The organism is Roseateles sp. L2-2 (assembly GCF_050613215.1).
Classification (GTDB): domain Bacteria; phylum Pseudomonadota; class Gammaproteobacteria; order Burkholderiales; family Burkholderiaceae_C; genus Roseateles; species Roseateles noduli.
In genome coordinates this window covers 6,161,544-6,186,171 of sequence record NZ_CP192509.1, presented here as the reverse complement: position 1 = coordinate 6,186,171, position 24,628 = coordinate 6,161,544, and the positions used below count along the sequence as shown (strand labels likewise).

Genomic DNA, 24,628 nt, shown 5'->3' with positions numbered 1-24,628 from the left:
GGCGTCAGTCCTTCAGCTCGACCTTCAGCACGCCCGACGCGCCTGCGCCCACCGCCAGCGGCTGCGCCGTCGGCGCGGCATTGCCCAGGCGCGATGCCCACAGGCGCAGGCGGTGATCGCCTGGCGGGAGGTTCAGCTTGACCTCGCCCTTGGCGTCGGTGATCCCGAACACCGGGGTGTCGACCACCACGATATGGGCGCTCATCCGGTCGTGGATGTTGCAGCCGAGCTGGGCCACGCCCGGCTTGTCGAAGACCACCGGCTCGGAGGGCGTGCCGGAGTACAGCTTGAGTTCGAACTTCTTCGTCGCCGAGAACGAGTAGACGTGATGGCGGACGGTGTCGAAGTTGGGGAAGTTCACCGCCGTGCCGGTCTGCACCACCAGCAGCTGAGGCTGGAACTGGCGGTCGCGCTGGGACATCTCGGCGCTGACGCCGGTGGCCGGTTTCGCCGGCTGGCCTTTCAGCTCGACGGCCACCGCCGCGTTCGGCACCGGCGCGCCGCTGCCGTCACGGACCTGGATCGTCCAGTCCGCCGCACGAGCGGGCATGGCGCCCATCAGCGCCATGGCCGCGGTGGCGGCGGCGATCAGGAAGCAGGCGGAACGGGAGGGGCTCATCAGCGACGCCGGAGGGACGACAAGCGTCAACCATAGCGGGTTTTCTGCGCCGGCGGGCGCAGGGCTTGCTCCAGGAGGAGGGCCAATCGCCCGAGTGCCTCCCAGGGGTCGGTGGGCCATTCCGGATGGCGCAAGCCCTTCACGATGCCGTCGCAGATCTGCGCGGCGACGACCAGGCGCGTGAGCGCCGCGCCGTGCAGCTGCGGCACGATGCGTTCGAAGAGCCGTTCCTTCGGTCCCCAGATGCGGGACTCCCGCAGGGCCATCGGCAGCGGCTTGCCCGCGGCCACCGCGTCGTGGACGCGCTTGAGGCCGCGGATGTCCTCGGCCATGGTCCAGTGCACCAGCACGGCGGCCTCGCCCTCGGCCTTCAGGCCATCGAGCATGCGCAGCACGCGACCGACCTTGCCGCTCAGCAAGGCTTCGCTGAGCTTGAAGACGTCGAAGCGCGCCACGTCCAGCACGGCCGCCTCGATGTGCTGCAGGCTGAGCTCGCCCTTCGGATGCAGCAGCGCGAGCTTCTGCAGCTCCTGGTGCGCGGCGAGCAGGTTGCCCTCCACCCGATCGGCGAAGAATTCGAGCGCCCGCTGGCCGTCGGGACCCGCGGCCACCGGTTGCCCCTGCTGCTGCAGACGCCGGGCGATCCAGGCGGGCAGCTCGCGCCGCTCGACCGGGTCGACCTTCACCGACACGCCGGCGCTGTCCAGCGCCGTGAACCAGGCGCTGCTCAGCTGCGTCTTGTCCAGTCGGGGCAGGGTCACCAGCGTCAGCACGTCCGGGGGCAGACCGTCGACATAACGCTGCAGCGCGTCCGAACCGTCCTTGCCGGGCTTGCCGCCGGGGATGCGGATCTCGATCAGCTGCTTGTCGGCGAACAGGCTCATCGCCTGCGACGCCGCGATCACCGACGCCCAGTCGAAATGCGCGCCGCTGACGATGAAGACCTGCCGCTCGTTGTAGCCCTGCTTGCGCGCCTCGGCGCGCAGGGTGTCGGCGGCCTCCTGCGCGAGCAGGGGCTCGTCGCCGTGCACGACGTACACCGGCTTGAGTCCCTTCGCCAGGTGGCCGGCGAGCGCCTCGCCCTTGATCTGCATGCGCGCGGTCCGTCCGGATCAGTTGGGCAGGTGCACCGCCGCCAGGCGACGCAGCAGCAGGCCGACGGCCTCCACCTGCATGGCCTTCTGCAGCGACAGCTCTTCCTGCTCCTTGGCCAGCGCCGCGCTTTCGCTGTAGTTCATGTCGCGCGTGAGTCGCAGCTCGGTGCGCGGCAGCAGGATGTCGCCGCCCGCCGAGCGGAGCGAGTAATCCAGCGACAACCGCAGTTGCCATTCCGTGATCTGTCCAGCCGCGGTCGTCGCCACCGAGGTCTTGTCGCGGACCTCGCGTTCCGCGTCGATGATCACGTCGGCGCGGTTCGGGTCTTCGACCAGACGCACGGTGCTGCGCTGCACCTGCCGGCGCAGTTCCTGCGCCAGCGGCGAATGGGGAACGAAGCCGGTCAGCGCCAGCGTCTTGAAGTGGTAGACCGGTTCCTTGCGCAGCTCGAAGCCGCAGCCCGACAGCAGGCCTGCGGCTCCCAGTGCGCCCAGGGAAGCGAACGACAGCAGATCGCGGCGCTTCATGTTCAGACCACCACGTTGACGAGACGACCGGGCACGATGACGACCTTCTTGGGCGCCTTGCCTTCCGCGAACTTCTCGAAGTCCGGGCTGGCCAGCGCGATCGCCTCGATCGCCGCCTTGTCGGCCGAGGCCGCGACCTTGATCGCGCCGCGCAGCTTGCCGTTGACCTGCAGCATCAGTTCGATCTGGTCCTGGACCAGGGCCGATTCGTCGACCTGCGGCCAGGCGGCGTCCAGCAGCTCGCCCAGTTCGGCGCCGAAGCCGAGTTCCGTCCACAGCGCGTGCGCGATGTGCGGGCAGGCCGGGTAGATCACGCGCAGCAGCACCGAGAAGCCTTCGCGGACCGCGGCCGACTGGCCTTCGGCCTTGAAGCCTTCCAGCGCGTTCAGCAGCTTCATCGCGCCGGACACCACGGTGTTGTACTGCATGCGCTCGTAGTCGTACGAGACCTGCTTCAGCACCAGGTGGACCTCGCGGCGCAGCGCCTTGCCGTCGTCGCTCAGCGCGGCGAAATCGGCGCCGCCGGTCTTGATCGCGTCGGCGTGTTTGGTGCCGAAGCCCCACACGCGCTTCAGGAAACGGTGCGCGCCTTCGACGCCGGCGTCGTTCCACTCCAGCGTCTGCTCGGGCGGGGACGCGAACATCACGAACAGGCGCGCGGTGTCGGCGCCGTACTGGTCGATCAGGGCCTGCGGGTCGACGCCGTTGTTCTTCGACTTCGACATCGTCGTCATCTCGTACTCGAGCGGCAGGCCGTCGGCCTTCAGCGTGCCGCCGGTCGGCTGGCCGTGCTCGTTGCGGATGACGTCGACCTCGTGTTCCCAGTAGTAGTTCTTGCCGGCGTCCTCCGGCTTGCGGGAGAACGCGCCGTTCAGCACCATGCCTTGCGTCAGCAGGTTGGTGAACGGCTCGCTGAAGCTGATGAGCTTCAGGTCGCGCATCACCTTGGTCCAGAAACGCGCGTACAGCAGGTGCAGGATCGCGTGCTCGATGCCGCCGATGTACTGGTCCATCGGCATCCAGTAGTCGGTGCCGTTCGCGACCATCTGGTCCGGGTTGGTCGCGTCGCAATAACGCATGAAGTACCACGAGCTGTCCACGAAGGTGTCCATCGTGTCCGTCTCGCGCTTGGCCGCGGCGCCGCACTTCGGGCAGCTGCAGTCCAGGAAGTCCGCGCGCTTGTTCAGCGGGTTGCCGCTGCCGTCGGGGATGCAGTCCTCGGGCAGCACGACGGGCAGGTCCTTCTCGGGGACCGGCACCGCGCCGCAGCTGTCGCAATGGATGATGGGGATCGGCGTGCCCCAGTAGCGCTGGCGGCTCACGCCCCAGTCGCGCAGGCGCCAGGTCGTCTTCTTCTCGCCCAGGCCCTTGCCGCCGACCAGCTCGGCCACCTTGTCCACCGCCTGCTTGTGCGTCAGGCCGTCCAGCACGCCGGAGTTGATGCACAGGCCGCGCTGCTTGTCGCCGTACCACTCGGCCCAGGCGTCGGTCGAGTAGGCCTCGTCGCCCACCGCCACGACCTGCTTGATGGCGATGCCGTACTTCTTCGCGAAGGCGAAGTCGCGTTCGTCATGCGCCGGCACGCCCATCACGGCGCCGTCGCCGTAGCTCATCAGCACGTAGTTGCCGACCCAGACCTCGACCTGCTCGCCGGTCAGCGGGTGCGTCACGACGAGGCCGGTCGCCAGGCCCTTCTTGTCCTGCGTGGCCAGCTCGGCTTCGGTGGTGCCGCCCTGCTGGCATTCCTCGATGAACGCGGCCAGCGCGGGGTTGCTCTTCGCGGCGTGCGCGGCGAGCGGATGCTCCGGCGCGACGGCGCAGAAGGTCACGCCCATGACGGTGTCGGCGCGCGTCGTGAAGACGTAGAGCAGACCGCCCTGGATGGGCTGACCGTCCTCGCCCGCGATCGCGTGCGGGAAGGCGAAGCGCACGCCCTCGCTCTTGCCGATCCAGTTCTCCTGCATCAGGCGCACGCGCTCGGGCCAGCCCGACAGGTAGTTCTTGTCCGACGGATCGGCCACCGCGGCCAGCAGTTCCTCGGCGTAGTCGGTGATCTTCAGGTAGTAGCCGGGGATCTCGCGCTTCTCGATCGTCGCGCCCGAGCGCCAGCCCTTGCCGTCGATGACCTGCTCGTTGGCCAGCACGGTCTGGTCGATCGGGTCCCAGTTCACGACCTGCGTGCGGCGCTCGGCGATGCCGGCTTCCAGCATCTTCAGGAACAGCCACTGGTTCCAGCGGTAGTAGTCGGGCTTGCAGGTGGCGATCTCGCGCGACCAGTCGATGGCCAGACCCATGGCCTGCATCTGCGACTTCATGTACGCGATGTTGTCGTAGGTCCAGGCGGCCGGCGGCACCTTGTTCTTCATCGCCGCGTTCTCCGCGGGCAGGCCGAACGCGTCCCAGCCCATGGGCATCAGCACGTTGTAGCCCTTCATGCGCAGCTGACGGGTCAACATGTCGTTGATCGTGTAGTTGCGGACATGGCCCATGTGCAGCTTGCCGCTCGGGTAGGGCAGCATGGAGCAGGCGTAGAACTTCGGCTTGGACGCGTCCTCGACGACGCGGTAGGCGTCGCGGGCGTTCCAGTGATCGCGGGCGGCCTGTTCGACCTCGGAGGGGGCGTATTTCTCGTTCATGGTGGCTCGGGCAACGTAGCCGTCGATTGTAGGAGGCCGCGCGCGGCCGCCCCATCCTCTGTGGGAGGGCCACCTTGCGGGGGTGAGCGCTCAGCGCTTCGGGGGAGTCGTGGCGCCAGTCGCCGCGCCTTTTGGAGGGGCCTTGCCGTCGGCCTTCTCGCCGATTTCGCCGATCTCTCCGGTCTCGGCGACGAACGCGATCCGGTTCAGCCCCGCCTTCTGCGCCCAGCCGATCAGCTGCGCGACCTTGCCGTAGGGCACGGACTGGTCGGCGCTCAGGCGCAGTTCGGCATCGGGCTGGCGCTGCGACAGTTGCGCCAGCCGCTCACGCAGGGCCTTGGCGTCGAGCTTGTCCTCGCCGAGCAGGTACTCGCCCTCGGGCGTGACGACCAGTGCGATGAAGCTGGCGCCCGGCGCGGGCGAGGCTGCATCGCTCTTGGGCAGGTCCAGCTTGAGCGCGCTGCCCATCAGCGGTGCCGAGATGATGAAGATCACCAGCAGCACCAACATGACGTCGATCAGCGGCGTCATGTTGATCTCGCCCATCGGCTTGGGGGCTTCGCGGCGTTCGAGGCGGCCGAACTTCATCGCGTGCGGGTCCGGGCGGTGTCGTGCGGTGAGGGCGGCCGGGGCGCTCAGGCGCCGCCGAGCAGCTCGCGCAGGTCATGCGCGAAGCCTTCGAGTTCCGCCTCGCAGGCGGCGACCCACTTGCCGAACAGGTTGTAGGCCAGCACCGCGGGGATCGCGACGGCCAGGCCGGCGGCGGTCATGATCAGCGCCTCGCCGACGGGGCTGGCGACCTTGTCCAGGCTGAAGTTGCCGGTCGAGGAGATGCTCATCAGCGCGTGGTAGATCCCCCAGACCGTGCCGAACAGGCCCACGAAGGGGGCGGTGGCGCCGATGGTCGCCAGCACGATCTGGCCGCGGCTGAGGCCGTTCAGCACGGCGTGCAGCGCGTCGCGCAGACGGCGCGTCAGTTGCGAGGTCTTCTGTGCCGACGCCGCCAGCGTGCCCGGCGCGCTGTCCTGCATCGCGGCGTCGATCAACGGCAGCATCAGTGCGCCACGGTCAAGGGCCTTCAACTGGTCGCGACCCTGGCCCACCTCGGGCGCCGCCCAGAACACCGGCAGACCGCGGCCGAGATCGGTCCGCGCCCGCGCCAGCGTCCAGCTGCGCCAGAAGATCAGTACCCAGCTGCACACCGACATGGCCAGCAGCAGCAGGGAAACGAAACGGGCGACACCGTCGCCCGCTTGCCAGAGATGGATCAGTTCGGTCATCGCGTCGTGAGTCGGGCGCCGATCAGGGGAATCCGCGGGCTCAGGCGATGCCGAGCACGTCGTTCATGTCGAACAGCCCGGTCTTGCGCTCGCCCAGGAAACGCGCGGCGCGCAGGCTGCCCTGCGCGAAGGTGGCGCGGCTGGAGGCCTTGTGGCTGATCTCGATGCGTTCGCCGATGCCCAGGTACATGACGGTGTGGTCGCCGATCACGTCGCCGCCGCGCACGGTCGCGAAGCCGATCGTCGACGGATCGCGCTCGCCCGTGACGCCTTCGCGGCCGTAGACCGCGCAGGTCTTCAGATCGCGGCCGAGCGCCTCGGCCACGACTTCGCCCATCTTCAGCGCGGTGCCGCTGGGGGCGTCGACCTTGTGGCGGTGGTGGGCCTCGACGATCTCGATGTCGTAGCCCTGCGCGAGCGCCTTCGACGCCTGCTGCAGCAGCTTGAGCACCACGTTCACGCCCACGCTCATGTTGGGCGCCATCATGACGGCGGCGCGTTGGGCGAACTCGCCGATCTTCGCCTTCTCATCGGGGCTGAAGCCGGTGGTGCCGATGACGGTCCGCACGCCCAGTTCCGCGCACAGCTCGAGGTGCGCCATCGTGCCTTCGGGGCGGGTGAAGTCGATCAGCACGTCAGCCTTGGACAGGCCGGCCCGGACGTCGCTGGAGATCGCCACGCCGGTCGTCTGGCCCAGGAAGGCGCCGGCATCCTGGCCGATCGCCGGGCTGCCGTCGCGGTCGAGCGCGGCCGCGAGTTGGAGATCGTCCGCTGCCAGCACCGCCTCGACCAGCATGCGGCCCATGCGGCCGGACGCGCCGGTGATCGCAATCCGCAGTCGGCTCATCGACGGGGCTCCAGCGGCGGGTAGTCGCGCGTCGGGCCGATCGGCTCCGGCGCGGAGGCCGCGGCCGTGCGCACCGGCGGCGGCAGCGCCTTGCGCTCCTCTTCCGTCAGCTCCAGCTTGGGCTCCTTGCCGGACAGCTTCAGCGTGTTGATCGACGCGATGAATTCCTTCTCGGTCGGCAGGTCGTCCGGGGCATCGATCTTGGACAGCTGGTCGCCGTCGAAGGTCAGCAGGATGTGGCGGTTCTGCGGCGCGGCGCCCTGGCGCCGGATCGTGAACACGTAGTCCCAGCGGGACTCATGGAAGACGTCGGTCAGCAGCGGCGAGCCGAGCACGTCGCGCACCTGGGGCCGGGTCATGCCGGGCTTGATCGCGGCGATCTGCTCCTTGGTGACGACGTTGCCCTGGACGATCTCGACGCGGTAGGGCGTGACGAGGCCCAGCACCTTGTCGCCGCTCACGGAGAGCGCGTCGAAGGTGGGCATCTGCGAGCAGCCGCCCAGCGCCAGGAGACCGGCGACGAGGACGGCCGCGGCGGCGCCGGAAGCGGACGGACGTGCAATGCGGGGGATACGGAAATTCAATGACATGGCACGTCTCGGCCGAGGCGCAAAGGCTATGATCGGTCGATTCTAGCGGCTCGCACCCACGCTATTCCGCAGGCGCAAACCCCATGAACCGGTCAGACGAAATCAAGAACAGCGGGCTCAAGGCCACCTTGCCCCGCATCAAGATCCTCGAGATCTTCCAGACGACCCAACAGCGGCACATGACCGCCGAGGACGTTTACAAAGCTTTGCTCGATGAACGCGCGGACATCGGTCTCGCGACGGTCTATCGCGTGCTCACGCAGTTCGAGCAGGCGGGGCTGCTGTCGCGCAACCACTTCGAGTCCGGCAAGGCCGTGTTCGAGCTCAACGAGGGGCATCACCACGATCACCTCGTGTGCCTGACCTGCGGCTTCGTCGAGGAGTTCTACGATCCGCAGATCGAGGAGCGCCAGCACGCGATCGCGCTGGATCGCGGCTTCCAGCTGCAGGAGCATTCGCTCGCGCTGTACGCCAACTGCGTGAAGAAGGACTGCCCGAACAAGGTGGCTCGCTAAGTACACGCGGCCGCTCAGGCGGAACGACAAGGGGCTCCGATGGAGCCCCTTTTGCATGGCCGCACCGATCGATCCGATCGATCCGGTCGGCGGGCTCAGTTCGTGTCGTTGAGGCCCTGCTCGATCGCGCGCTGGTGGCGCTCGACGAACTCGCGGTAGGTGTCGATGCCGCGCAGCTGCAGGATGGTGTTGCGCACGGCGGCTTCGACCAGCACGGCCAGGTTGCGGCCGGCATCCACGGCGATCACGACCTTGCGCACCGGCATGCCCAGCACGTCCTCGTACAGCGGCTCGTAGGGCAGGCGTTCGAAGTCCCGCTCCATGGTTTCCTTGCGGACCAGGTGCACGATCAGCTTGAGCCGCATCTTCCGGCGCACCGCCGTCTCGCCGAAGATCGCCTTGATGTCCAGCAGGCCGATGCCGCGGACCTCGAGCAGGTTCATCAGCAGTTCGGGACAGCGGCCTTCGATCGCCGTCTGCGCGATGCGGAAGAAGTCCACCGCGTCGTCCGCCACCAGGCCGTGGCCGCGGCTGATCAGTTCCAGGCCCAGTTCGCTCTTGCCGAGGCCGGACTCGCCGGTCAGCAGCACGCCCAGGCCGAGGATGTCCATGAACACGCCGTGCCGCGTCGTGCGGTTGGCGCAGACATGCGCGAGGTAGGCGCGCACCAGGTCGATGACGTGGCCCGCGCTTTCGGCGGTCGTGAACAGCGGGATCTCGGCGCGGTCGCACATCGCGACCAGGCGGTCCGGCGGCACCTGGTCGTCGGCGACGATGATCACCGGCGGCTCCAGCGTGACGATGCGCGCGATGCGGCGGTCCAGCACGTCGCCGGAGGCCTGGCTCAGGTAGCCGACCTCGCGCCGGCCCACGATCTGGACGCGGTACGGATGGATGTAGTTCAGGTAGCCGACCAGGTCGGCGGCCGACTGCGCGTCGCGCAAGGCGGCTTCGTCGAAACGGCGCTCAGGATGCGCGTGTCCGGCGATCCACTCCCAACGCAAGGCCTCGCGGTGTTCCTCGAACAACCGGTCCGCGCTGATGGAGGTGGCTTTCAAGTGGGGCGGGCCGTGGTCGTGGCGGTGAGGGATCGGGAGGCTGCGTCGACGCTCAGGCGACCGACTTCAGCGGCTCCCAGTCGGCGATCAGGCGATGCACCGTCGCGGCGTCGGATTCGGTCTTGAGGCGCTCGCGCAGTTCGCGGTCGGACAGCATCTCGGCGATCTCGGAGAGGATCTCGAGGTGTCTCTGCGTCGCCGCCTCGGGCACCAGCAGGAAGATCAGCAGCGTGACCGGCTCGTCGTCCGGCGCGTCGAAGCCGATCGGCTGCTGCACGCGCAGCACGGCGGCCAGCGGATTCTTCAGGCCCTTGATGCGGCCGTGCGGGATCGCGACGCCGTGACCCAGTCCGGTCGATCCCAGGCGTTCACGGGCGAACAGGTTGTCCGTGACCGCGGCGCGGGAAATCGAATGGTTGTTCTCGAAGAGCAGCCCGGCGTGTTCGAAGACCCGCTTTTTGCTGGAAGCGTCCACATCGACCAGCACGTTGCTGGCGGGAAGGATGGCGGCGAGACGGTTCATCGGGCATGTGCCGATCACGACGACCGGCGGGCTGGGGGAGCAGCGCTGCGCACCAGCGGGGCGCAGATTCGAGGGTTGAAGGACAGGATTATAGGAATGCCGCTGCCGGCAGGGGGCCTGACGGATGCGACGGTCCTGTGAAAACGTCGCCCTTGGTGTTGCATTGCAACAATTCTCGGCAAAAAGGCGGCCCGATGGGCCGCCTTGCGGGGAGAACCGCGGGAAATCCCCGAGGTCCGGAGGGGCGCCGGTCGCGCGCTGGTCGCGGCCCGGAGCCCGTCGACGGGTCACCCGGCGCTCAGGTCCATGCGCTTGGCCGATTCATGGTGGTGGTTCTGCACCCGGTCCTTGTGGCGGCAGACCTGCCGGTCCAGCTTGTCCATCAGCTCGTCGATGGCCGCGTACAGGTCCTCGTGCGAGTGTTCGCAGAAGATTTCCCGTCCCTTCACATGCAACGTGACTTCCGCGCGTTGGCGTCGATCCTTCTCCTTCTGCTTCTCCACGGTCAGCAGGACGTTGATGTCCACGACCTGGTCAAAGTGCCGGATCACCCGGCTCAACTTGTTCAGCACGTACTCACGCAGAGCCTGTGTCACTTCGAGATGGTGGCCGCTGATGGTCAGGTTCATAAAGCCTCCTTTCACAAGGGCTTGGTCGGAAACGGTGTCGAGTCGGCGGCGGATGCCGCAGGAAAAAGAGCGGTTCAGGGTCTTGGGGGTAGTGAAGCCTTGAGGGGTGAGGAAATCGATGTGGGTGGAAGGCCACGCCGCCGACGGGGAGTCGGCAGCGTGCGGGAAGCGGATGGAGGGATCAGAGGAAGGTGTCGGAATGAACGGTCCGCGAGGGACCCGGAAGGCCGCGAGGGCCGATGGCATGCGGGTTCTGAGGCGACATCGATGAAGAAGACGAGCCCAGTCTGCTCCCGATCCGGGGCGCGGGCAAGTGATCAAAAGCAAGGTTTGGGGGCGAATATTCCCGCCTTGCGACATGGCGGGGTCCGTGCTCGAATGCTGGATGTTGTGCGGCGGCGCCTCCCAGGCGCGCTTCCTTGCCGCCCCCGAGGACGCGATGTGATAATTCCGCGTCCCGATTACTGGAGTTTCCCTTGGACAGCGACCACCCTCGGTGGCCATCCACTCCAGCGTCAATCCGCCGCAGCCCCTGAGCGTTCCGCGTCACCGCGCCAACGCCGCCGCGACGCTTGTCCGGAGTGAGACGGGCCACCTTCGACCTGCATCTCGCGCGTGCCGCTTCCCGGCGCCGCCCGCTCCCTGACACATCCTGCGCCGCGACGTTCACTAGGGTCCGTCAACGCGCACTCCGGCTTGCGCGTTCGCCAGAGCGCGCCACCGCCGACGAAGGACCTGCATGCTCAATGTTTTCACGCTGGACAACGGCCGCCTCAAGGGAGGCATGGTCCAGGAGGAGATCGCGACCGCCGCCGAACTGCTCGCGCGCACGGACGACGGCCGCGACCCGGTCTGGGTCGACCTGGAGTCGCCCACGCCGGAGGAGAAGGACTGGATCCGGGAGCGCTTCGGCCTGGTGATCCCCGAGGACATCGTCGACGAGGACCTGGAAGAGTCCGCCCGCTTCTACGAGGAAGACAACGGCGAGCTGCACATCCGCTCCGACTTCCTGATCGACGACATGGAGGCGCCGCGCAACGTGCGCGTGGCCTTCATCCTGTTCAACAACGTGCTGTTCTCGGTCCACAACGAGGACCTGCCGGTATTCCGCCTGCTGCGCCTGCGCGCGCGCCGCATCCCCGCGCTGATCGAGGACGCCAAGGACGTGCTGCTCAAGCTCTACGACGCCGATGCGGAGTACTCCGCGGACGTGCTGGAGGGCATCTACGACAACCTGGAGAAGGTCAGCGCCCGCGTGCTGAAGAAGGACGTCAACGACACCGAGGCCGGCGAGGTGCTGGCCGCCATCGCGCGCGAGGAAGACCTGAACGGCCGCATCCGGCGCAATGTGATGGACACGCGCCGCGCGGTCAGCTTCATGATGCGCAGCCGCATGCTGAACGCCGAGCAGTTCGAGGAGTCCCGGCAGATCCTGCGCGACATCGATTCGCTCGACTCGCACACGGCCTTCCTGTTCGACAAGATCAACTTCCTGATGGACGCCACCGTCGGCTTCATCAACATCAACCAGAACAAGATCATCAAGATCTTCTCGGTCGCCAGCGTCGCGCTGCTGCCGCCGACGCTGATCGCCAGCGTCTACGGCATGAACTTCGACGGCATGCCGGAGCTGCACTGGAAGTACGGCTACGTGTTCGCGATCGGGCTGATGATCGCGTCGGTCACCGCGCCCTTCATCTACTTCCGACGCAAGGGCTGGCTGGCCTGAGGCACAAATACAAAGGGCCTCCGCGGATGCGGAAGCCCTGGGTATAAAAGTAGCCTCAAGACGCCCCTGGCCAACGAGGGAGGGAGGGAGGAGGAGGAGAAAGGCCTCGGGATTGCAGCTTCACGAGGAAGCAGGTCTTGCGGCTGAAAGTGGATGCGTTGACTGTACTCCCATCGCTGCCGGGATCGGTGGAAACCCGGAATGCCCTCCCAGACTGCTGCGCCTTCCGGTCGATTTAAGCGTCCTCAAAGGGAGCGCTGTTACGGCCTGATGACACGACGGTCAGTCGTCAGCGATGTGTTGAACGAGCCGTCATGGTGCAGTGCATCTCGGTCGATGTCATCCCACCGATGAACGAATAAGTGAGCAACTGTCACCGGTGTCCCGCCTAGCCGGGACAGTTTTCAGCCTGATGACGACCCCTCGCCACAGGCGCGCCGATTGCCAAATCCCGCGCCTTTCGTTCAGCTTTTACAAGCGAATATGGCGCGGAGAATCAGGTTTTTCAGCTCGGCGCGACGGCACCCTGCTCACTGTGGTTGCGCGACCAGCTTCTCCACGGCCTGGGTGAACTGCGTGCTGTCGGGGCTCACGCCGGACGCGAAGCTCATGACCTGCTTGCCGTCGCGCGAGATCAGGTACTTGTGGAAGTTCCACTTGGGCGACTGGCCCGTGCGCTTGGCCAGGTCGGCGAACAGCGGGTTCAGATCGGCTTTCCCGGCGGCTACGTTGCTCTTGCTGAACATCGGGAACTTCACGTTGAAGGTGTTCTCGCAGAACTCGGCGATTTCCTTGTTGCTGCCGTACTCCTGGTTGCCGAAATCACCGGACGGAAAACCGAGTACCACCAGCCCCTTGTCCGCATATCGCGCCGAGAGGGCTTCGAGCGCCTTGTACTGCGGGGTGTAGCCGCAGAAGCTGGCGGTATTCACCACGAGGACCACCTTGCCCGCATACTGGCAGAGCGCCTGGGGCTTTTCGTCCTGCAGGCGGGGCATCTGCCGGTTCAGCAGTTCGGGGCACGCGGCGCCCGAGGTGGCGGGGGCTGCGGCGGTCTCGGCCGCGGGCGCGGCGTGGGCGGAGGTCGCGGCGAAGGGCGCCGCCAGCGCGAGCAGGAACGCGGCTCGCCGCAGCAAGGAACCGAAGGACGGGGTCATGTCGTTGTCTCCTGGGATCGGTAAATCCGGATGGGTCGAAAGCCGGGCGCTGCGCAAGAAGCGAACGCGGCCTCAGGTTCGTCGGAAGTGCGATTAGGCCAGATCGCCCCACGGGCCGATGGCGTAAGGGAATGTCATGGTGCGACCGGTAGAATCCGCCGCGCTTAACAGGACGCAGACAGATGCTTTATCCCGAACTCTTCAAGCAACTCGAGGCCGTGCGCTGGAACATGGACACGGATATCCCGTGGGACAAGTTCGACGCGTCCAAGCTGACCGACGACCAGGCGCGCACGATCAAGATGAACGCGATCACCGAGTGGTCGGCGCTGCCCGCCACCGAGATGTTCCTGCGCGACAACAAGGACGACAGCGACTTCTCGGCCTTCATGAGCGTCTGGTTCTTCGAGGAGCAGAAGCATTCGCTGGTGTTGATGGAATACCTGCGCCGCTTCCGTCCGGACATGGTGCCGACCGAGGCCGAGTTGCACGAGGTGCGCTTCGAGTTCGATCCGGCCCCGGCGCTGGAAACGCTGATGCTGCACTTCTGCGGCGAGATCCGCCTGAACCACTGGTACCGCCGCGCCGCCGAGTGGCACACCGAGCCGGTCATCAAGGCGATCTACGAGACGCTCTCGCGTGACGAGGCCCGCCACGGCGGCGCCTACCTGCGCTACATGAAGCGCGCGATGACCAAGTTCGGCGACGAGGCCAAGGCGGCCTTCGCCAAGGTCGGCGTGCTGATGGCCAGCGCGCGCCGCACGGCGCAGGCGCTGCATCCGACCAACCTGCACGTGAACGCCAAGCTGTTCCCGCGCGACACCATCCAGAGCCGCCTGCCGGATCCGGAATGGCTGGAGCGCTGGCTGGACAAGCAGATCCAGTTCGACACCGTGTGGGAGAACAAGGTCGTCGAGCGCATCCTGCACAACATGAGCCTGCTGATGGAACGCAGCTTCGCCAGCGTCCAGGAACTGAACCGCTTCCGCAAGGAGCTGACGCAGCGTCTGGCCCAGGCCGCGCAGCAGGCGCAAGGCGGCGACGCCGCGCCGCAGGCGACCTGACCCCCAGGCGCGCTCCGCCCGCAGGAAGGCCCGCATCAGCGGGCCTTTTCCTTTTCGCGGCCACAATGCTTCAATCCTCTTTCATTCTTCCAACGCCATCCGCCGACCGCTCATGAAGTATCTGCACACCATGGTCCGCGTGACCGACCTCGACGCCTCCCTGAACTTCTACCGCGATGCGCTCGGCCTGCAGGAAGTCCGTCGCACCGAGCACGAGGCCGGCCGGTTCACGCTGGTCTACCTCGCCGCGCCAGGCGATGAGGATGCCCAGATCGAACTCACGTTCAACTGGGATCCGGAGGTCTACACGGGCGGTCGCAACTTCGGTCACGTCGCCTATGCGGTGCCGGACATCTATGCGGCCTGCCAGCGACTGATGGACGCCGGCGTGACGATCAACCGCCCGCCGCGCGACGGCCGCATGGCCTTCGTGCGCTCCCCCGACAACATCTCCGTCGAGCTCCTGCAGGACGGTCCGGCGCTGCCGCCGGCCGAGCCCTGGATCTCGATGGCCAACACGGGCGCCTGGTAATGCTTCGAACGCTTGTCCTTCCCCTGCTGCTGGCCGTGCCGCTGGCCTGTGCCGCGCAGGCGCAGGGCAAGCTGCTGCTCACCGGCGGCGTGAGCAGCATCGACGGCGCCGCCGGTGGAGGCCTGACCCCCTGGGCGCTGACCGGCAGTTATGCCACCAGCGGCCAGGTGGGTGCCACGGCCTACTTCACGCGGTTGCCGGTGCAGGACTACAGCCTGACGGGCTACGGGGCCTCCGTGGCCTTCGGCGAGCGTGCCGAGCTCTCGCTCGCGAGGCAGGACTTCAGCGCCGGCGGCACGGGTGCGGCGCTCGGCCTGCCGGGGCTCAAGCTGAAGCAGTCCATCCTCGGCGCGAAGGTGCGCCTGGGCGGCGACGCCGTGCTGGACGCCGATACCTGGATGCCGCAGATCGCGCTGGGCGTCGAATACAAGCACCTCGACGCGGGCGGCCTGGCGCCGACGCTGGGCGCGCTCGGCGCGAGACGCAACGGCGTCGACGTCTATTTGAGCGCCACCAAGCTGTTCCTCGCGCAGAGCACGCTGGTGAACGTGACGCTGCGCGCGACGCGGGCCAACCAGAACGGTCTGCTGGGCTTCGGCGGCACAGCCAGCAGCCGCTATTCGCTGATGCCCGAGATCTCGGTCGCCTACCTGATCAACAAGGAATGGGCGATCGGCGCGGAGTACCGCATGAAGCCCGACAAGCTCAACCCGTCGGCGCTTGGCGACGGGCTGCGGGAGGACGACTGGAAGGACGTGTTCGTCGCCTGGGCGCCGAACAAGCATGTCTCGCTGACGGCGGCGTATGTGGACCTGGGGCGCGTGGTGCCCGGCATCCAGCCGCGGCGCCAGCGCGGGGTCTACGGATCGATCCAGTTCGCGTATTGATGCCCGGCCCGGCGTGGCGCGACGCCATGCCGGGCCGCCACGACGACCAATCTCTCGACGAGGAGTTCCGGATGATGCGATCGGCTCGAAGGGGGTGGATAGCGCACCTGCTGGCGCTGCTGATCGGCACGGGTATGGCTGCCCCTGCGGCCGCGGCAGATGACGCGCTGTACCGCGCGCTCGGCGGCGAAGCGGGCATCGCCCGCATCGTCGACAACATGATCGATCGTGCCTATGCGGACGAGCGCATCAAGAAGAAGTTCGACGGCGTCAATCCGAAGGCGTTGAAGGAATCGATTGGCAAGCAGTTCTGCCAGCTCACCGGCGGGCCCTGTGTCTACGACGGCGAGACGATGGTGAAGTCGCACGCCCACCTCGCGCTCGACAAGGCCGACTTCAACGCATTGGTCGAGGACCTGCAGTTCGCCATGGACGACCAGAAGGTGCCGTTCGCGGTGCAGAACCGCCTGCTCGCACTGCTGGCGCCGATGCATCGGGACATCATCACCCGGTGATGCGATCCCTCGCGGGGCGAGGCTGGCAGGAACGGGATGGAGAGGACGAGTGACTAGGAAACTCCGGCCCTTGGCCGCTACAGGAGTTTCCATGTCTCCCCTGACTTCGACGGCATCCACTCAGACCGATCCTCTGTGGGGCTACTCGGCACAGGATGCCGATGTGCCCGGTACGGGGTTCGCGGCGGTCGATCTCCTGGTGCGCGAGTGGCTGCCTCGGCTCAACAAGGTGGCGAGCGGTCAGCTTGAGGCTCAGGTCGCCGCGATGGAATACTTCCAATCTGGCAAGGAGACGGCGCTCGAGGCCGTCGCCGCTCGACAGGCCGAGCCGGAAGCCGACAGGCGCGCTTCCGAGCCTCTCCCGAGTCTGGCGCAGGCTGCGATCACGCGCGGTGCCGAGGTGAAGTATCTGGTCGTCGTCCGATCGCCGATGGAGTTGGAGTTGGAGTGGTCCACGCAGTTCACGAAAGGAATTCAGAGCCTTCCTTCGGAGCGTGTGCAGCGGATGGTCGAGCCCCAGGGGAGCGCGCCGGAGGACTCGATCGACTGGGGGCGTTTGCTACTGAGACGGAGCGTCACAGATCTGTCGCCGGGGCAAGCCCTGTTCATGACCACGCCAAGCTTCGATGCACTCACGGTGGCGAAACAGGCGAATGGTGATCTGCTGGTCGTAGCGAGCTATCCGCCGATGTCAGGAAACTTGGCGGTGCTGCAGGGTGGGTATGCGCAGAACCGCCTGGATTATGCGATCAACTCGAAGGGCAGCCACATGTTTGCGATGCTCATGCCTGGCACTCGGACAGCCTGACCAGCGCCCCCCGGAAAGCAGAAAGCCCGGCAGAGCCGGGCTTTCTTGAATCTGGTGGCCAAGGGCGGAATCGAACCACCGACACGCGGATTTTCAATCCGCTGCTCTACCAACTGAGCTACTTGGCCGTGAGACTGGGTCTCGCTTCGTTATCCGGGTTCCAGGTCTTGCGACCCGTGCTGAACAACGAAGACAGCGACTATAGCACTAAATTCCGCTGCCGCGCTTGTTTCTCGACAAATCGACGCCCAGCTGCTTGAGCTTGCGATACAGGTGGGTGCGTTCCAGGCCGGTCTTCTCGGCCACGCGGGTCATCGAGCCGTTCTCCTTGGCCAGGTGGAATTCGAAGTAGCTCTTCTCGAACGCGTCGCGCGCCTCGCGCAACGGACGATCCAGCTCGAAGACCTGTTCGGACGCCAGGCCCTGGTGCGGCAGCGGCGTCACCGGCGCCAGGCCGGCTGTCTGCACCGGCAGCGCGCCGCCGGTGGCGATGGGCTGCATCGTCTCCGGACGCGGGTAGCTGTTGCCGATCACCGTGCCGATCACCGGCGCCGCCGGCGGTGCCGGACGCGGCGTGGTCTTCACCAGCGCCTGCTCGACCGCACGCAGCAGCTTCTGCAGCGTGATCGGCTTTTCCAGGAAGGCCATCGCGCCGAACTTGGTCGCCTCGACCGCCGTGTCGATCGTGCCGTGGCCGCTCATCATGATGACCGGCATCGTCAACTGCCCGGTGCTGCCCCATTCCTTGAGCAGCGTGATGCCGTCGACGTCCGGCATCCAGATGTCCAGCAGCACCAGGTCCGGTCGCGAACGCTCGCGGCTCGCCCTCGCCTGCTGGGCGTTCTGGGCGAGTTCGATGGTGTGCCCCTCGTCGGAGAGGATTTCAGACAAGAGGGCCCGGATGCCCAGTTCGTCGTCAACAACAAGAATGGTTGCCATGTATGCCTACTGTTCACGCGGCCGAGGCGCGTCCTGCGCAGGGCTCGGTGCAGTCGCGAGTTTTGAAAATGATAACGAAACTTGTGCGCCGCTCGGCGGTTGATCGGCGCCGCTGGCTGCTGGGAGATTCACCAAGCGGATCCTCGCCCCGTGCTCGTCGGCGATTTTCTTCACCACCGCCAGCCCGAGGCCAGTGCCCTTGGTCTTCGTCGTGACGTAAGGCTCGAAGGCGCGCTTGAGCACGTTCTCGGCAAAACCTGGCCCGTTGTCGACGATCACCAGCCGCAGCGCGCGCAGCTCGCCGGATTCCGTCAACGCCTTCTGGGTCCGCACCGTCACGTGCCCGTCCGGACGATGGCTGACCGCGTCCAGCGCGTTCTGCACGAGGTTGTGGATCACCTGCCTCAGCTGCGGCGCGTCCCCCAGCATCAGCGGCGGATCCGTCGCCAGATCCGCATTCAACTGGCCCGCCTCCTGGGCTTCGGCGTACAGCGTCAGCACTTCGGCGACCAGCCCGTTCAGGTCCAGCGGCGCCAGCTTGGCCGCCGGGAGCCGAGCATAGTCCCGGAATTCATTGACCAGCTGCTTCATCGCCTGGACCTGGTTCACGATGGTGCCCACCGATCGCACCAGCATCGCCTGGTCGTTGCCCTCGAGCTTGGACTCGAGCTTGAACTGCAGCCGCTCCGCCGACAGCTGGATCGGCGTCAGCGGGTTCTTGATCTCGTGCGCGAGCCGTCGCGCGACCTCGCTCCACGCCGCGGAACGCTGCGCCGACACCACCTCGCTGATGTCGTCGAACACCAGCAGCCGCGCGTCCTGCGGCAGCAGCGCGCCGCGCACCAGCAGCGTCAGCGCCGTCTTCTCGTCGAGCTGCAGCTCGAACGACTCCTGCCAGTGCTCGCGCTCGCCGGACTCCGAGCTCTGCAGCTCGAAGCGCTGCCAGATGTCCTTGCTGAAGGCCGCCAGCGCGGGCAGTTCCTCCAGCTCCCGGCCCACGTAGGCCGACAGCGGCAGCTTCAGGATGCGCGTCGCGCCGGGGTTGACGGTCTCGATGTGGCGATCGGCGTCGAACACGATCACGCCGGCCGTCAGGTTGTCGAGGATGGTCTGCACATGCGTGCGTGCGCGCTCCAGCTGCGTCACGCTGTGCTCGACCAGCCCGCGCGCGTCGGCCAGCTGCTGCGTCATGTCCGCGAACGACTGCGTCAGCCCGCCCAGCTCGTCGCGCGTGCGGAACACCGGCTTGGCCTTCAGGTCGCCGGTCGCGACCTCGCGCATGCCTTCGGCCAGCAGCAGCAGCGGCTGCACCAGCTGGTTGGACAGCGCCACCGCCAGCAGCAGCGCCGCGAACACCGCCAGGATCAGCACCAGCGTCAGCGTGTTCAGGTACATGCGCCGCAGGCCGTCGCGCAGCAGCGAGCGCTGCAGGTACTCCTGGTTCGCCGCCGACACGTTCAGCGCGTTGCTGATCACCTTGCCGGAGATCTGCTTGACGACCATCAGGTAGCGGTCGCTGTTGGTCAGTTGCAGCGCGCTGCTCGGCAGCAGCGCCAGCGACCGGATCTTCGCCTCGCCCTGCACCGCGAGCTGCTCGTCCTCCAGGCCTTCGAGCCGCGACGCGATGCCGTTGCTGCGGGCCTGGGAGATCAGCGCCGCGCTCGGACGCGCGGGGATCTCGCTCGACTCGCCGCCGGCGGACAGCACCACCTGGCCGTTGCCCGCCACCAGCGCCACGCTGCGCGCGCCGAGCTGGTCGCGCAGCCGCTCCAGCGCCAGCGGCGCCAGCGCGCCGTCTTCCCAGCGTTCGGCGGCGGCCCGCGTGCGCACGGTCTGTTCAGTCCGGAGGTTCTCCAGCGTGTCCTGGCCCAGCGCCAGGCCCGCTTCCAGCGCGCTCGCGAGCCGCTGGTCGAACAGGCTCTCGATGCTCCGGTTCACGAACTGGAAGGACACCGTGTAGATCAGCAGGCCCGGCACCACGCCGACGATCGCGAAGATGCCGGCGAGCTTGAGCAGCAGCCGGCTGCCGAAGCGGCCGCGTTTCACCCGCAGCGCCAGGCGTGTGCCGGCCACGCCGATGACGATGACCAGCGCGGAGGCGACGGCGACGTTGACCCAGAACAGCCAGACGAAGTGGCGCTCCAGGAAGCCGCGCTGCGCGGTCGTGCTGATGGACAGCAGGAACACCAGCATGCCGATGGCGCCCGCGATCGCGGTCACGGAAATCAACCACGCCAGGCGCGCCGACTTGGTCACGGGTCAGGATCCTTGCTGAATCAGGGGGAATCGGAAGAGCGGCGAAGTCCGTGTGCTCAAGGCTGGGGCCGGTTCGGCGGTGGCGTGGACGGCGCCTCCAGCGTGAGTGTGAGATTGCGGTCGACGCTCAGCGCCCAGCCCTGGCTGCCGCCCAGGCCGATCTGCATCGGACGCGGCAGCTGCGCGGTGTCCAGCTTGTAGCTGAACTCCAGGTAGTAGCGGCCGTCGTCCTCGATGTCCTTGGTCTCGGCGACGCGCCACCCGGACACGCCGCGCAGCGAGGCGATCGCCTCGCCCAGCGTGTCGAAACTCTGGTGCAGCCCGCCGGTGCTCACGCGGTACTGGCGGGTGAGCGGCTGCCAGGTCAGTCTCCAGGTCCGGGTGGCCTGCGCGACGCGGGCGTCGCGCCAGTACCAGCGGTTGCGCAAGACCTGGACCTCGGCCACGAAATACACCGCCACGCCCTTGAGCAGCGCGTCCTCGGCCTGCCGGGGCAGCTCGAAGCGGGTGCTGAAGCTCACCGCCAGGCCGTCCTCGACGCGTTCCGCATTCAGCACCTGCAGCGCCACGCCCTGGGCCAGCGCCCAGCCGTGCAGCGCCAGCAGCGCGCCGACCAGGGTCAGGCGCTGCCACCAGGAACGCAGCGGAAGGGGACGGGACGGCGGAGACACGCGGGCGGATTCAGGGGGGAAGTTCTCGGGTCAGGACTTCTGCAGCAGCGCGTAATAGAAGCCGTCGGTGACGGCCGGCGCGCCGGCGGCGGAGTCCTGCGGACCATTGTCTGCGAGCGGCAGCAGATGCCCGGCCCCCTGGTCGAACTGACGCGACCGCGCATCGCCATGGCGTTGCAAAAACGCGTCGATCTGGTCCTGGCCTTCCGCCTTGAAGACCGAGCACGTCGCGTAAAGCAGCCGGCCGCCGGGCTTGAGCAGCGGCCACAGCGCCTCCAGCAGCTCCGCCTGGATGCGGGCCAGCGACGGGATGTCGTCGGGCCGGCGCAGCCAGCGCACGTCCGGATGCCGGCGCACGATGCCGGAAGCGCTGCACGGCGCGTCCAGCAGGATGGCGTCGAACGGTCGGCCGTCCCACCAGGCGGCGGTGTCGCGGGCGTCGGCGGCGCGCACCGCGCCGTCGAGCTTCAGGCGCTGCAGGTTCTGGCTGACCCGTTCCAACCGCTTGGCGTCGGCGTCCAAAGCCAGCAGATCAAGGCGGTTGCCGGCGAGTTCCTGCAGGTGGGCGGTCTTGCCGCCCGGAGCGGCACAGGCGTCGAGCACGCGGGCGCCGTCGCCCAGCTCCGGCCACGCCTCGCCCGGGGACAGGTCTTGCGGCCGCCGCTGACCCAGCAGCAGGGGCGCGGCCAGTTGGGCGGAGGCGTCCTGGACGGAGGCATGGCCGCCGTCGAAACCGGGCAGGGCCTGGACCGGACGCGGCTCGTCGAGCACGACGGCCTGCGGGAACAGCGCGCCGGCCGCATGTGCGGCGATGCCGGCTTCCTGCAGCCGGGCGAGATAGCCGTCGAGGTCGTCATGCGCCGGATTGACGCGCAGCGTCATTGGCGGCTTCTGCTGGTTGGCTTGGAGCAGGCCTTGCCACTCGGTGGGCCAATCGGTCCGCAGACGGTCCTGCCACCAGCGGGGATGGTTGAAGCGCGCGATCGGGTCCGCTTCCGCGGCGGCGACGAGCGCTTCGCGCTCGCGCAGGAAACGTCGCAGTACCGCGTTGACGAAGCCGGCGCTGTTGGGTGCGCGCTGGCGCACGGCGTGGACGGCCTGATCGACCAGCGTGTGATCGGCATAGGCGGTCTCGCCGGGCCAGAGCAGGGCGAGTGCGGTCACCAGCAGCGCGTCCACACGGGGCGGCGGATTCTTGGGGGCGAGCGCGGCGCGCACGACCTGCGCGGCGCCGAGGCGTCGCAGCACGGTGAAGCTGAGTGCCTGCACGCCGGGGCGGATTTCGGCGGGGCAACGTGCGAGCCACTCGGTCAGCGAGTGGCCGTCGCGCACGGCCTGGACCGCATCCGCGGCACTGGCCAGCAACCGATGGAGCGGCGGCGCGCCGCCGACGGAGGGATTCTTTGGGGAAGGGGGTGCAGACACCGGTGGAGTTTAGTGGTGAAGGCAGCGAGTGCTTGTGGGGCCGGAATGAGGCTGGGGGTTCGCGGACGCGATGCCCCCTGCCTCGTGGAGTGCCCGCGCTTGGCGACCAGCAGTGAAGGGCCTAGCTTTCGCCATCCCATTCGGAAGCCGCGACAATCCGGCCCATGACGAGCACCTTGATCCTGAGCCCCGAAGAACTGGCCGCGCTGCCGGCCTCGGACCGCATCCGTTACCGGTTGGTGAAGGCTGGCAAGCGCCACCATGCCAACGACAACATCGCCGAGTTCATCGAGGCGGGGGAGTTGGACCAGTTGCAGGCCGAGGTGCAGACGCGCATGCAAGCGGTGCTGGAGTCGCTGGTGATCGACACCGACAGTGATCACAACACGCAGGAGACGGCCAAGCGCGTGGCAAAGATGTTCGTGAAGGAGGTCTTTGCGGGCCGCTACGCGCCGCCGCCGCCGGTGACCGAGTTCCCGAACGCCGAGCGTCTGAACGAGTTGATGATCGTCGGGCCTATCACGGTGCGCAGCGCCTGCTCGCACCACCTGTGCCCGATCATCGGCAAGGTGTGGATCGGCCTGCTGCCGAGCGAGCATTCCAACCTGATCGGCCTGTCGAAGTACGTGCGCCTGACCGAGTGGATCATGAGCCGCCCGCAGATCCAGGAAGAGGCGGTCGTGATGCTGGCTGACGAGCTCCAGGATCGCGTCAAGCCGGACGGTCTCGCCATCGTGATGGATGCGGACCATTTCTGCATGCACTGGCGCGGCGTCAAGGACATGGACTCGACGATGACCAACAGCGTCATGCGCGGCTCGTTCCTGAAGGATGCGACGCTGCGCGCGGAGTTCCTCGCGCTGATGAAGAACAAGAAGGGCTGACCGTTCACGCGGTCGATGACAAGGGCCCGCCGAGCGGGCCCTTGGTGCTTCAGCTCAGAGGCTGCGCGCTTCGCTGAAGCCGACGAAGCTCATCAGCACGCGGGTCGGGAACTGCCGGATCGCGGCGTTGTAGGCCTCGACCGACTGGTTGAAGACCTGCCGCGAGAACGCCCGCTGGCGGTCGATCATCTTGAGTTCGTCGACCGCGCCGGCGAGGTCGGGATCGATGCTCAGCTCCGCGTGGTGCTCCACCAGCGACACCATCCGCGTCATCGCGGCGCCGTGCACCGCCGCGGCCACCGCCAGCTGCGCCACCGGGTCCGCCGCGTAGGGCCGCGCGCGCACCGCCTGCGCGGCGGCCTTGGCTTCGACCTGCGCCGCGGCCAGCGCGTCGAGGCTGGCCTGCTCGCTCGGCAGCCGTTCCCGCAGCCGTTCCAGCAGCAGGTCGCCATGCGCGAAGCGGCGCGTCAGCGCGTCGTCCAGCTGCGCGTAGGCCTTGCCGATCTCATTGCGCAGCAGCATCACGCGGTTGTAGGCGCCGATGCTCCAGAACACCAGCACCGCGGCCAGGCCCCACAGCCACCAGTTCAAGTGGAACCCGGTCACGTCGTTCATGGCATCGGCGGCGATCGCGGGGTTCAAGGGCCGACGGCCGGGCCGGCCGTTGTCGTGCTCTTCGTGAGCTGGAACTCGTTCCAGCCCTTGGCGCGCAGCTCGCAGGCCGGGCAGTGGCCGCAGCCCCAGCCCCAGGCGTGCCGGGTCTTGCGCTCGCCCAGGTAGCAGGTGTGGGTGTGCTCGATGATCAGCTCGTTGAAGGCCTCGCCGCCCAGCGACTCCGTCAGCGCCCAGGTCTGCGCCTTGGTCAGGAACATCAGCGGCGTGTCCAGCGTCATCGGCGTGTCCAGCCCCAGGCTCAGCGCGACCTGCAGCGCCTTCAGCGTGTTGTCGCGGCAGTCGGGGTAGCCGGAGAAGTCCGTCTCGCACATGCCGCCCACCAGCACCGACGCGCCGCGCCGGTAGGCCAGCGTCGCGGCGAAGGTCAGGAACAGCAGGTTGCGGCCCGGCACGAAGGTGTTGGGCAGGCCGTTGGCCTGCAGCTCGATCGCGCGTTCCTGCGTCAGCGCCGTGTCGGAGATCTGGCCGAGCAGGCTCAGGTCCAGCAGGTGGTCCTCGCCGAGCTTGGCGGCCCACTGCGGGAACTGCGCGGCGATCTGCCCGCGCACGGTCTGGCGGCAGTCGAGCTCGATGCGGTGGCGCTGGCCGTAGTCGAAGCCCAGGGTCTCGACCTCGGCGAAGCGCTCCAGCGCCCAGGCCAGGCAGGCGGTGGAGTCCTGCCCGCCGGAGAACAGCACCAGCGCCTTGCGGCGCGAAGCGTGGACGGCGGGGATGGTGGCGGTGGCGGCGTCGGACATGGGGAAATGGAGGGGCGCAGGCCGGGGGAC

At 67.6% G+C, this 24,628-nt stretch carries 26 protein-coding genes and 1 tRNA gene; 8 read left to right on the top strand and 19 right to left on the bottom strand.

Translation table 11 applies throughout. From position 1 onward, the window contains the following. Window positions 1-4: 4 nt before the first annotated feature. The 8 genes from ACQZ13_RS27545 to ACQZ13_RS27510 all read right to left on the bottom strand — a co-directional run bounded on the left by ACQZ13_RS27545 (window position 5) and on the right by ACQZ13_RS27510 (window position 7,594). Window positions 5-619: a methylamine utilization protein gene (locus ACQZ13_RS27545; protein WP_431049013.1), complete on the bottom strand. Its 615-nt coding sequence runs from the start codon at window positions 617-619 to the stop codon at window positions 5-7. Window positions 620-645: 26 nt separating this feature from the next. Beyond that, complete coding sequence (holA, locus tag ACQZ13_RS27540; protein WP_431049012.1) at window positions 646-1,713, bottom strand: DNA polymerase III subunit delta; 1,068 nt, start codon at window positions 1,711-1,713, stop codon at window positions 646-648. An 18-nt stretch (window positions 1,714-1,731) separates the two neighbouring features. Further along, entirely contained in the window at window positions 1,732-2,241 is a 510-nt protein-coding gene (gene lptE, locus ACQZ13_RS27535; RefSeq protein ID WP_431049011.1) for an LPS assembly lipoprotein LptE, read from the bottom strand. 2 nt (window positions 2,242-2,243) lie between these two features. After that, a complete protein-coding gene (gene leuS / locus ACQZ13_RS27530) occupies window positions 2,244-4,877 on the bottom strand; it encodes a leucine--tRNA ligase (protein WP_431049010.1) in 2,634 nt (877 codons plus the stop codon). A 90-nt stretch (window positions 4,878-4,967) separates the two neighbouring features. Then, the gene (locus ACQZ13_RS27525; protein ID WP_431049009.1) at window positions 4,968-5,465 is read right to left on the bottom strand and encodes an ExbD/TolR family protein; all 498 of its coding nucleotides are present in this window, start codon (window positions 5,463-5,465) and stop codon (window positions 4,968-4,970) included. 47 nt (window positions 5,466-5,512) lie between these two features. After that, window positions 5,513-6,157 (bottom strand): MotA/TolQ/ExbB proton channel family protein, encoded by a 645-nt coding sequence (locus ACQZ13_RS27520; RefSeq protein ID WP_431049008.1) that lies wholly within the window; start codon window positions 6,155-6,157, stop codon window positions 5,513-5,515. Window positions 6,158-6,197: 40 nt separating this feature from the next. Continuing rightward, a complete protein-coding gene (gene dapB, locus ACQZ13_RS27515; protein ID WP_431049007.1) occupies window positions 6,198-7,004 on the bottom strand; it encodes a 4-hydroxy-tetrahydrodipicolinate reductase in 807 nt (268 codons plus the stop codon). Beyond that, window positions 7,001-7,594, bottom strand: a complete 594-nt coding sequence (locus ACQZ13_RS27510; protein WP_431049006.1) for an outer membrane protein assembly factor BamE — start codon at window positions 7,592-7,594, stop codon at window positions 7,001-7,003. The genes dapB and ACQZ13_RS27510 overlap by 4 nt, the downstream gene beginning before the upstream one ends. An 83-nt stretch (window positions 7,595-7,677) precedes the next feature. Between ACQZ13_RS27510 and fur the strand changes: the two genes are divergently transcribed. Next, window positions 7,678-8,109, top strand: a complete 432-nt coding sequence (fur, locus tag ACQZ13_RS27505; RefSeq protein WP_067281134.1) for a ferric iron uptake transcriptional regulator — start codon at window positions 7,678-7,680, stop codon at window positions 8,107-8,109. A gap of 95 nt (window positions 8,110-8,204) precedes the next feature. On the opposite strand, the gene hprK is transcribed toward fur, so the two are convergent. From hprK to hpf, 3 genes are all read right to left on the bottom strand, one after another. Continuing rightward, window positions 8,205-9,167 carry an HPr(Ser) kinase/phosphatase gene (gene hprK / locus ACQZ13_RS27500; protein WP_067281136.1) on the bottom strand — a complete coding sequence of 321 codons (963 nt, stop codon included), beginning with the start codon at window positions 9,165-9,167 and terminating at the stop codon, window positions 8,205-8,207. Window positions 9,168-9,219: 52 nt separating this feature from the next. Further along, on the bottom strand, window positions 9,220-9,690 hold the full coding sequence (gene ptsN / locus ACQZ13_RS27495) for a PTS IIA-like nitrogen regulatory protein PtsN (RefSeq protein WP_088407577.1): 471 nt from the start codon (window positions 9,688-9,690) through the stop codon (window positions 9,220-9,222). 287 nt (window positions 9,691-9,977) lie between these two features. Then, complete coding sequence (gene hpf / locus ACQZ13_RS27490; RefSeq protein WP_067281141.1) at window positions 9,978-10,319, bottom strand: ribosome hibernation-promoting factor, HPF/YfiA family; 342 nt, start codon at window positions 10,317-10,319, stop codon at window positions 9,978-9,980. A gap of 739 nt (window positions 10,320-11,058) precedes the next feature. Between hpf and corA the strand changes: the two genes are divergently transcribed. Further along, window positions 11,059-12,048, top strand: a complete 990-nt coding sequence (gene corA, locus ACQZ13_RS27485; RefSeq protein ID WP_421036845.1) for a magnesium/cobalt transporter CorA — start codon at window positions 11,059-11,061, stop codon at window positions 12,046-12,048. Between the two features lie 530 nt (window positions 12,049-12,578). Here corA and ACQZ13_RS27480 read toward each other — a convergent pair. After that, on the bottom strand, window positions 12,579-13,205 hold the full coding sequence (locus ACQZ13_RS27480) for a glutathione peroxidase (protein WP_088407579.1): 627 nt from the start codon (window positions 13,203-13,205) through the stop codon (window positions 12,579-12,581). A 182-nt stretch (window positions 13,206-13,387) separates the two neighbouring features. Here ACQZ13_RS27480 and ACQZ13_RS27475 point away from each other — a divergent pair, with 182 nt between their 5' ends. From ACQZ13_RS27475 to ACQZ13_RS27455, 5 genes are all read left to right on the top strand, one after another. Further along, window positions 13,388-14,269: a ferritin-like domain-containing protein gene (locus ACQZ13_RS27475; RefSeq protein WP_331615247.1), complete on the top strand. Its 882-nt coding sequence runs from the start codon at window positions 13,388-13,390 to the stop codon at window positions 14,267-14,269. A 112-nt stretch (window positions 14,270-14,381) separates the two neighbouring features. After that, window positions 14,382-14,801: a VOC family protein gene (locus tag ACQZ13_RS27470; protein ID WP_088407581.1), complete on the top strand. Its 420-nt coding sequence runs from the start codon at window positions 14,382-14,384 to the stop codon at window positions 14,799-14,801. Continuing rightward, on the top strand, window positions 14,801-15,688 hold the full coding sequence (locus ACQZ13_RS27465; protein ID WP_431049005.1) for a DUF3034 family protein: 888 nt from the start codon (window positions 14,801-14,803) through the stop codon (window positions 15,686-15,688). The genes ACQZ13_RS27470 and ACQZ13_RS27465 overlap by 1 nt, the downstream gene beginning before the upstream one ends. Further along, window positions 15,688-16,203 carry a group I truncated hemoglobin gene (locus ACQZ13_RS27460; protein ID WP_431049004.1) on the top strand — a complete coding sequence of 172 codons (516 nt, stop codon included), beginning with the start codon at window positions 15,688-15,690 and terminating at the stop codon, window positions 16,201-16,203. The genes ACQZ13_RS27465 and ACQZ13_RS27460 overlap by 1 nt, the downstream gene beginning before the upstream one ends. A gap of 91 nt (window positions 16,204-16,294) precedes the next feature. Then, the gene (locus tag ACQZ13_RS27455) at window positions 16,295-17,011 is read left to right on the top strand and encodes a hypothetical protein (RefSeq protein WP_431049003.1); all 717 of its coding nucleotides are present in this window, start codon (window positions 16,295-16,297) and stop codon (window positions 17,009-17,011) included. Window positions 17,012-17,063: 52 nt separating this feature from the next. Here the strand turns inward: ACQZ13_RS27455 and ACQZ13_RS27450 are convergent. The 5 genes from ACQZ13_RS27450 to rsmB form a co-directional block, all read right to left on the bottom strand. Further along, window positions 17,064-17,139, bottom strand: a tRNA-Phe gene (locus ACQZ13_RS27450). A 79-nt stretch (window positions 17,140-17,218) separates the two neighbouring features. Continuing rightward, window positions 17,219-17,950, bottom strand: a complete 732-nt coding sequence (locus ACQZ13_RS27445) for a response regulator (protein ID WP_431049002.1) — start codon at window positions 17,948-17,950, stop codon at window positions 17,219-17,221. 6 nt (window positions 17,951-17,956) lie between these two features. Then, entirely contained in the window at window positions 17,957-20,206 is a 2,250-nt protein-coding gene (locus ACQZ13_RS27440; RefSeq protein ID WP_431049001.1) for an ATP-binding protein, read from the bottom strand. Window positions 20,207-20,262: 56 nt separating this feature from the next. Continuing rightward, the gene (locus tag ACQZ13_RS27435; RefSeq protein ID WP_431049000.1) at window positions 20,263-20,877 is read right to left on the bottom strand and encodes a DUF4390 domain-containing protein; all 615 of its coding nucleotides are present in this window, start codon (window positions 20,875-20,877) and stop codon (window positions 20,263-20,265) included. A gap of 30 nt (window positions 20,878-20,907) precedes the next feature. Next, window positions 20,908-22,302, bottom strand: coding sequence for a 16S rRNA (cytosine(967)-C(5))-methyltransferase RsmB (rsmB, locus tag ACQZ13_RS27430; protein WP_431048999.1), 1,395 nt, complete (start codon window positions 22,300-22,302; stop codon window positions 20,908-20,910). Window positions 22,303-22,466: 164 nt separating this feature from the next. Between rsmB and folE the strand changes: the two genes are divergently transcribed. After that, a complete protein-coding gene (folE, locus tag ACQZ13_RS27425; RefSeq protein ID WP_431048998.1) occupies window positions 22,467-23,186 on the top strand; it encodes a GTP cyclohydrolase I in 720 nt (239 codons plus the stop codon). 54 nt (window positions 23,187-23,240) lie between these two features. Here the strand turns inward: folE and ACQZ13_RS27420 are convergent, their stop codons facing one another. After that, a complete protein-coding gene (locus ACQZ13_RS27420; protein ID WP_431048997.1) occupies window positions 23,241-23,801 on the bottom strand; it encodes a LemA family protein in 561 nt (186 codons plus the stop codon). Window positions 23,802-23,824: 23 nt separating this feature from the next. Next, window positions 23,825-24,598, bottom strand: a complete 774-nt coding sequence (gene queC, locus ACQZ13_RS27415) for a 7-cyano-7-deazaguanine synthase QueC (RefSeq protein WP_431048996.1) — start codon at window positions 24,596-24,598, stop codon at window positions 23,825-23,827. Between the last annotated feature and the right edge of the window lie 30 nt (window positions 24,599-24,628).

What these genes read in the sequence shown, in the direction of transcription:
- ACQZ13_RS27520 (WP_431049008.1), bottom strand. Translation starts at nt 6,157, where the DNA reads ATGACCGAACTGATCCATCTCTGGCAAGCGGGCGACGGTGTCGCCCGT.
- ACQZ13_RS27455 (WP_431049003.1), top strand. Translation starts at nt 16,295, where the DNA reads ATGTCTCCCCTGACTTCGACGGCATCCACTCAGACCGATCCTCTGTGG.
- ACQZ13_RS27480 (WP_088407579.1), bottom strand. Translation starts at nt 13,205, where the DNA reads ATGACCCCGTCCTTCGGTTCCTTGCTGCGGCGAGCCGCGTTCCTGCTC.
- corA (WP_421036845.1), top strand. Translation starts at nt 11,059, where the DNA reads ATGCTCAATGTTTTCACGCTGGACAACGGCCGCCTCAAGGGAGGCATG.
- ACQZ13_RS27465 (WP_431049005.1), top strand. Translation starts at nt 14,801, where the DNA reads ATGCTTCGAACGCTTGTCCTTCCCCTGCTGCTGGCCGTGCCGCTGGCC.
- ptsN (WP_088407577.1), bottom strand. Translation starts at nt 9,690, where the DNA reads ATGAACCGTCTCGCCGCCATCCTTCCCGCCAGCAACGTGCTGGTCGAT.
- ACQZ13_RS27445 (WP_431049002.1), bottom strand. Translation starts at nt 17,950, where the DNA reads ATGGCAACCATTCTTGTTGTTGACGACGAACTGGGCATCCGGGCCCTC.
- ACQZ13_RS27475 (WP_331615247.1), top strand. Translation starts at nt 13,388, where the DNA reads ATGCTTTATCCCGAACTCTTCAAGCAACTCGAGGCCGTGCGCTGGAAC.
- hpf (WP_067281141.1), bottom strand. Translation starts at nt 10,319, where the DNA reads ATGAACCTGACCATCAGCGGCCACCATCTCGAAGTGACACAGGCTCTG.
- queC (WP_431048996.1), bottom strand. Translation starts at nt 24,598, where the DNA reads ATGTCCGACGCCGCCACCGCCACCATCCCCGCCGTCCACGCTTCGCGC.
- lptE (WP_431049011.1), bottom strand. Translation starts at nt 2,241, where the DNA reads ATGAAGCGCCGCGATCTGCTGTCGTTCGCTTCCCTGGGCGCACTGGGA.
- dapB (WP_431049007.1), bottom strand. Translation starts at nt 7,004, where the DNA reads ATGAGCCGACTGCGGATTGCGATCACCGGCGCGTCCGGCCGCATGGGC.
- ACQZ13_RS27420 (WP_431048997.1), bottom strand. Translation starts at nt 23,801, where the DNA reads ATGAACGACGTGACCGGGTTCCACTTGAACTGGTGGCTGTGGGGCCTG.
- folE (WP_431048998.1), top strand. Translation starts at nt 22,467, where the DNA reads ATGACGAGCACCTTGATCCTGAGCCCCGAAGAACTGGCCGCGCTGCCG.
- ACQZ13_RS27545 (WP_431049013.1), bottom strand. Translation starts at nt 619, where the DNA reads ATGAGCCCCTCCCGTTCCGCCTGCTTCCTGATCGCCGCCGCCACCGCG.
- ACQZ13_RS27460 (WP_431049004.1), top strand. Translation starts at nt 15,688, where the DNA reads ATGCCCGGCCCGGCGTGGCGCGACGCCATGCCGGGCCGCCACGACGAC.
- ACQZ13_RS27470 (WP_088407581.1), top strand. Translation starts at nt 14,382, where the DNA reads ATGAAGTATCTGCACACCATGGTCCGCGTGACCGACCTCGACGCCTCC.
- ACQZ13_RS27510 (WP_431049006.1), bottom strand. Translation starts at nt 7,594, where the DNA reads ATGTCATTGAATTTCCGTATCCCCCGCATTGCACGTCCGTCCGCTTCC.
- holA (WP_431049012.1), bottom strand. Translation starts at nt 1,713, where the DNA reads ATGCAGATCAAGGGCGAGGCGCTCGCCGGCCACCTGGCGAAGGGACTC.
- fur (WP_067281134.1), top strand. Translation starts at nt 7,678, where the DNA reads ATGAACCGGTCAGACGAAATCAAGAACAGCGGGCTCAAGGCCACCTTG.
- ACQZ13_RS27525 (WP_431049009.1), bottom strand. Translation starts at nt 5,465, where the DNA reads ATGAAGTTCGGCCGCCTCGAACGCCGCGAAGCCCCCAAGCCGATGGGC.
- leuS (WP_431049010.1), bottom strand. Translation starts at nt 4,877, where the DNA reads ATGAACGAGAAATACGCCCCCTCCGAGGTCGAACAGGCCGCCCGCGAT.